Consider the following 5,705-nt stretch of genomic DNA (forward strand, 5'->3'; position numbering starts at 1 on the left):
CTTGCATAACGAACGGATAGCTCGATAAGCTTCAGTTTCTCCTCGTCAGTTAATGTAGGTGCCTCACCAGTGGTCCCACAAATTACGAGGCTGTCTGATTGCTGCTCTTCGATTAAATAATTAATTAGCGGTTCTACTTGGTCCCAGTTGACTTGTAATTGCTCGTCAAACGGAGTGACCATGGCTGTGATTACTCTTCCAAAATCCACCGTTTGCACCTCCTGAATCTCATATTCATTTATTTAAACCAAATTTATGATGTAACGCCTTAACTGATTTAATCATATCTTCACCTTGAACAAGCACCCAAATCGTCGTATTGGAATCGGCTGATTGCAGGATCCGTATGTCTTCTACCGTTAAAGCCTCTACAATTTGCGCCATAATTCCCGGCACACCGTTCATACCCCCGCCAATCACGGATACCTTGGCACAACCACTTAACGCATGGGGTTCATAACCATGGCTTCTAAGAAGCTTAACTGCACGCTGAGCCTCGTGATCGAATACGGTATAAACAACTGCCGAAGGATTCACACTTATAAAATCAACACTAATTTGGTTCTGCGCCATTGTTTTGAATACACGAAGCTGCAGATCAAATTGCCCCTCAACAGCAGCCACATATATTTGCGTAATATTCGTAAAATGAGCAATCCCTGTAACAAAGCGGTCTTTCACTTGATTCAAATCATGCGGAATACTATCTGAAGCTGTAACCAAAGTGCCTAATTCCTTCGTGAACGTGGATCGCACCCGGATCGGAATATTAGCGTGCATAGCGACTTCTACGGCACGCGGATGAATCACTTTGGCGCCATTGTGCGCCATAYTGCAAATTTCGGCAAAGCTGACCCGTATAAGCGGTTTAGCATCCTCCACAATTCTTGGATCCGCTGTCATTATCCCATTCACATCGGTGAAAATATCAACAATCTCAGCTTTCAGTGCTGCTCCTAAAGCAGTCGCTGATGTATCACTACCTCCGCGACCCAGCGTAGTCAGCTCATCGTCGCTAGTTTTGCCTTGAAAACCAGTAACAATAACAACCATATCTTGTTCCAGTAATTCTAAAATACGGTTAGGCTGCATAGCAACGATCTTCGCATTACCATGATCATCATTTGTTAAAATGCCAGCTTGCCCACCCGTCAAAACTGTTGATCGTATGCCTCTAGACTGCAATAAGCTGCACAAATGTACCGCAGAAATTAATTCTCCGCAGCCCATTAGCATATCGAGTTCACGCGCCGGCAGCCCTTCCCCGTTCTTGCGAATAAGGTCTAAGAGCGTGTCAGTCGCATAGGGTTCCCCCTTACGTCCCATCGCAGAAACAACAACGACTAGTTTGTAATCATCAATTAGTGCATCTTGAATATGTCCAATAACGTGTTCTCTAGCTTGTGCGGTGGAAAGCGAGGTACCTCCGAATTTCTGTACAAGGATTCGCATGAGTTTCCCCCATATTCACTGCAACTTGATCGCAGTTATGCCAGGAGCATTCGCAAGCAATGTCTTCACTTCTTCTACGTCGAAATCTTCTTTCAATTCTACGTAAACGGACTCTGAATGTCCATACACAACAGGGATACGCACACAAGTGGCAGTCACTTCAATCGACTCGTCACCCATAATTTTTTTCGTTTCAAGAATCATTTTCATTTCTTCGTTGGTAAACCCATTGTCGAGGAATTTGTCGATTTGGGGGATTGCATTAAATGCGATTTGGTGTTTCACCGGCAAAGAGCCCACTGGCAAAATTTCTGGATTCGCATCGTTTCCTGCAAGTACCTCTTTCGATTGTCTCAACATTTCTTGAATAGCTTTGGTGCCCGCTCCAGAAACAGCTTGGTACGTCGATACGATGATACGAGAAATACCATAACGATCGTATAGAGGCTTAAGGGTTGCAACCATCTGGATAGTCGAACAGTTCGGGTTTGCAATGATACCTTTGTGCTCGTTGATTTTGTCAACATTTACTTCTGGAACAACCAGAGGTGTGTCTGGATCCATCCGGTGGGCACTTGTGTTATCAATACAAATTGCACCCGCATTAACCGCGTGTGGAGCTAGCGCTTTAGTAACGTCGCCGCCAGCGCTAAACAAGGCTATATCTACACCCTCAAAGCTATCAGGGGTAGCTTCTTGAACGGTTACATCTTGACCTCTGAAAGGGATCTTAACACCCGCTGAGCGAGCGGAAGAAAGCAATTTTAAATCCTTGATGGGGAAATTCCGTTGTTCTAATAGACGGATTATTTGTTCACCTACTGCGCCTGTTGCTCCGACGACTGCAATGTTGAAAAGCTTCTGGTTGGACATGAGCTGGTCTCTCCCCTTCAAGATTTATATATGAAATTAGTATTGAAATCTCTCAATAATCATGGGTTGCAATTGCTTGCCATCCAACGCTGATTCACAAGCTTCCATAATCAAGTCCATTCGAGCCACCAACGAATTTGGCTTAGCTCCAGGTGCATCTTGACCATAAGGAACAAAATAAATGTTCTTCGTAATCAGAAGCTTAGCAATATTCATCGCATTCAAACCCAGTCCGTCATTGGTTGAAATGGCTAAAACTAGCGGGCGTAAGTTCCGCATTTGCGCTTTGGCTGCCATAAGTACAGGACTTTCTGTCATCGCATTTGCTAGCTTGCTAGTCGTATTTCCTGTGCACGGCGCAATAACCATCACATCAAGCAGCTTGGATGGACCTAATGGCTCTGCATCTACAATTGTCGAAATAATGTTGTTGCCTGTTATGTCCTTTAACTGCTGCTGCCAATCCGCCGATTTCCCGAAGCGCGTGTCCGTTGTCATGATCGTATTGGATACAATCGGAATGACGCGTGCACCTGCATCTACAAATCTCTGAATTTGAGGCATTACCTCTTCCAGCGTACAGTGAGAACCGGTTAACGCATAACCGACTGTTTTCCCTTGCCAATTCATTCCACATCGCTCCTGTCTCTGAAGTCTTCCTCGATCAGCTGACTTAATGTGTTCGCCATGATGCGACCAGCTGTTTTGGGGGCGACGATGCCAGGTAATCCGGGCGCGAGCATCGCTTTGATGCCTCTTTTTTCGGCAAATCGGAAGTCCGTTCCGCCGGGTTTAGAAGCCAAATCGATGATAAGCGCGCGATGTGGGATATTGGTAATAACTTGCGCTGTGACTATCATAGTCGGAATTGTGTTAAAAAGCAAGTCAATATTCCCCACTTCCGGATACAGATCTTTCGTATAAAAAGGCTGAAAACCCATCTCCCACGCCCTTGCGAAATGCTCTGGTTTCCTTACCCCTACCTTAACGGTAGCCCCYAAACCTTGCAGCGTTTTGGCCATGGTGAAACCCGTACGACCAAAACCCAAAACCATACATACAGAACCATGAATTGTAATATCGGTGTTCTGTATCGCCATCATCAGAGCGCCCTCAGCTGTCGGAATGGAGTTGTATATCGCGACATCGTCCCGATCAAATAACTCCACAACACCGATTCCATGTGCGGCACAAAGGTTTTTCAAATAACTTTTGGCCATTCCCGTGTACACTTTGGCATGCTTCGGCAGCGAAGAAATATGAACGTCCGTCAATCTCAGCTCATCGCTTGAAAAAATAGATTCCACTTGTCCCGAATCATCCGTACCTACAGCCGGCAAAATGAGAACATCAACCGTTTGAAGCAGCACGGGATCTAGTTTCGCGTTGGAAACACTGCTAAATTGCCTCCCGAGATTGTCAAAGCCGATTAATGTCACTGATGCATCAAGCTCGGTAAATTTCTGAATTACTTCTAGCTGCCGGGCGTCTCCACCCATGAAAGCAACCGAAATCCCAGTAAGCATTCTTTGCTTACACCCCTTTCTCGGTCCGTTTCGATACGTTATAGTATGCGTTCGCCTAAGGATGGGTGCCACCGCATTTTGAAACAAAAAAAGAACCCCTTTGCAGAGGTTCTTCCTTCAACTTATTATCTATTATCGTCCCGTGTGACCGAACCCGCCAGTGCCCCGCTCTGTCTCCGTCAACTCATCTACTTCCACTAAATCAATCTGTGGTACAAGCTGAAACACCATCTGCGCAATACGCTCATTTCGCCCAATCGTGAACGCTTCCTGTCCAAGATTAATCAGTAGCACCTTCACTTCACCACGGTAGTCAGCATCAATTGTTCCAGGTGAATTCAGGGTCGTAATGCCATATTTGAAAGCCAATCCGCTGCGTGGTCGGATCTGAGCTTCAAGCTCTGGCGGCATGCTAAGTGCAAAAGAGAATAACGTTTTGGTTAACGCTTGAATGTGCTCCATTTGTACGCTGTCTATGCGTTGAAGCATTTCATCCAAACTGTAATGCTTGCCGGTCATCAGCTCATTTTTCCCAAAACGGTTCATGCGGCTGCTCGTACTCTCAAGGCTAAGAATTAGGCTGCCCTTCAGCTGTTCTTTCCCCTTTTTCAACTCAGACTCCAACATGCCTTTTACCGCAATATCATGCAGCAACTCCATTGTTACTTTCAACACTTCTTCTGTTTGTTTAGGAGCTGTACCTGTATATATTGTAAACATGCCGCTATCGATATGAGAAGAATGGTACGAATATACGGAGTAAGCCAAGCCGCGTTTCTCACGGATTTCTTGAAACAGTCTGGAACTCATGCCCCCGCCGATCGCGTTATTGAGCAGTACCATTGGGTACAGATTCTCCTCTTGTAGGGAAAGACCTGGCAATGAGAGGCAGATATGATTTTGTTCCGTTTTTTTAGCATGGAAAATCAAATCTCCAAGAAAGTCCGGCGCATCATAGCTCGTTTCTGCACCCGTTTGTGCGAATCCCCCAAAATGCTTCTCAATCAGTTCACGAACACTATCATCAATATTGCCAGCAATACTAAGGACCGTATTCTCCGTATTATAATGTTTCTTCATATAAGTACGAAGATCCTCGGACTTCATTTTGGATAAATTCTCTGCCGTACCGAGAATCGTATAACCTAATGGATGAGTTCCATAGGAAGCTTTCGCTAATAAATCATGGACCAGATCGTCAGGTGTATCCTCGTACATAGAAATCTCTTCATAGATGACTCCCTTTTCTTTCTCCAGCTCCCCTTCATCAAAGGAAGAATTGAAGAACATATCGGAAAGCACATCCATAGCTAGCGGCAAATGCTCATCGAGTACTTTGGCATAGTAGCAAGTATACTCTTTGGAGGTAAATGCATTGACATTTCCGCCAATTCCATCAAATATCTCTGCAATATCTTTTGCTGAGTGGCGTTCCGTCCCCTTGAACAGCATGTGTTCAATAAAGTGCGAAATGCCATTTTGTTCTTGAGACTCATTACGTGAGCCAGTCTTCACCCAAATTCCGAACGTAACCGATCGAAAAGTAGGGATTTGTTCCATAACCACTCTCAAGCCATTATGTAAGCGATATTTGATCACTAAGTTTCCTCCTCAAAATGAAGCCCGTAAAGTTCCTTTACCAAATTATACTTCCTCAGTCTAACAAAAATGTGCGAGCGACTCAACTTTGCAGGTTGTCCGCCTATCAGTTCATAATTTGGTTCGCATCTGCCACCCGTTTTGAGGAAAGCAATTCCGTTACCGTACCCATGGTTAATCCCTTATTTTTAATTATTCGGATCATCCCCGGCAATGCATCTCGAGAAGATGGCGTTGGATGCATCAATATGAGCG

The 5,705-nt window shown here is 44.9% G+C and carries 5 protein-coding genes and 1 pseudogene; all 6 read right to left on the bottom strand.

Going from position 1 to position 5,705, the window contains the following annotated elements; translation table 11 throughout:
- A partial coding sequence (locus AC1DUA_RS31740) for a dihydrodipicolinate synthase family protein (RefSeq protein WP_477503532.1) occupies positions 1–209 on the bottom strand: 209 nt, incomplete at its 3' end.
- Positions 210–234: 25 nt separating this feature from the next.
- Positions 235–1,452, bottom strand: a complete 1,218-nt coding sequence (dapG, locus tag AC1DUA_RS31745; RefSeq protein WP_477503533.1) for an aspartate kinase — start codon at positions 1,450–1,452, stop codon at positions 235–237.
- 27 nt (positions 1,453–1,479) lie between these two features.
- Positions 1,480–2,325: pseudogene (locus AC1DUA_RS31750) on the bottom strand (aspartate-semialdehyde dehydrogenase); the annotation flags it as partial.
- A gap of 36 nt (positions 2,326–2,361) precedes the next feature.
- On the bottom strand, positions 2,362–2,955 hold the full coding sequence (locus AC1DUA_RS31755) for a dipicolinate synthase subunit B (RefSeq protein WP_477503534.1): 594 nt from the start codon (positions 2,953–2,955) through the stop codon (positions 2,362–2,364).
- On the bottom strand, positions 2,952–3,851 hold the full coding sequence (gene dpsA, locus AC1DUA_RS31760; protein ID WP_477503535.1) for a dipicolinate synthase subunit DpsA: 900 nt from the start codon (positions 3,849–3,851) through the stop codon (positions 2,952–2,954). The genes AC1DUA_RS31755 and dpsA overlap by 4 nt, the downstream gene beginning before the upstream one ends.
- Before the next feature lie 132 nt (positions 3,852–3,983).
- The gene (gene dut, locus AC1DUA_RS31765; RefSeq protein ID WP_477503536.1) at positions 3,984–5,450 is read right to left on the bottom strand and encodes a dUTP diphosphatase; all 1,467 of its coding nucleotides are present in this window, start codon (positions 5,448–5,450) and stop codon (positions 3,984–3,986) included.
- Positions 5,451–5,705: the final 255 nt, after the last annotated feature.

This window comes from Paenibacillus sp. 01T422 (assembly GCF_056398785.1).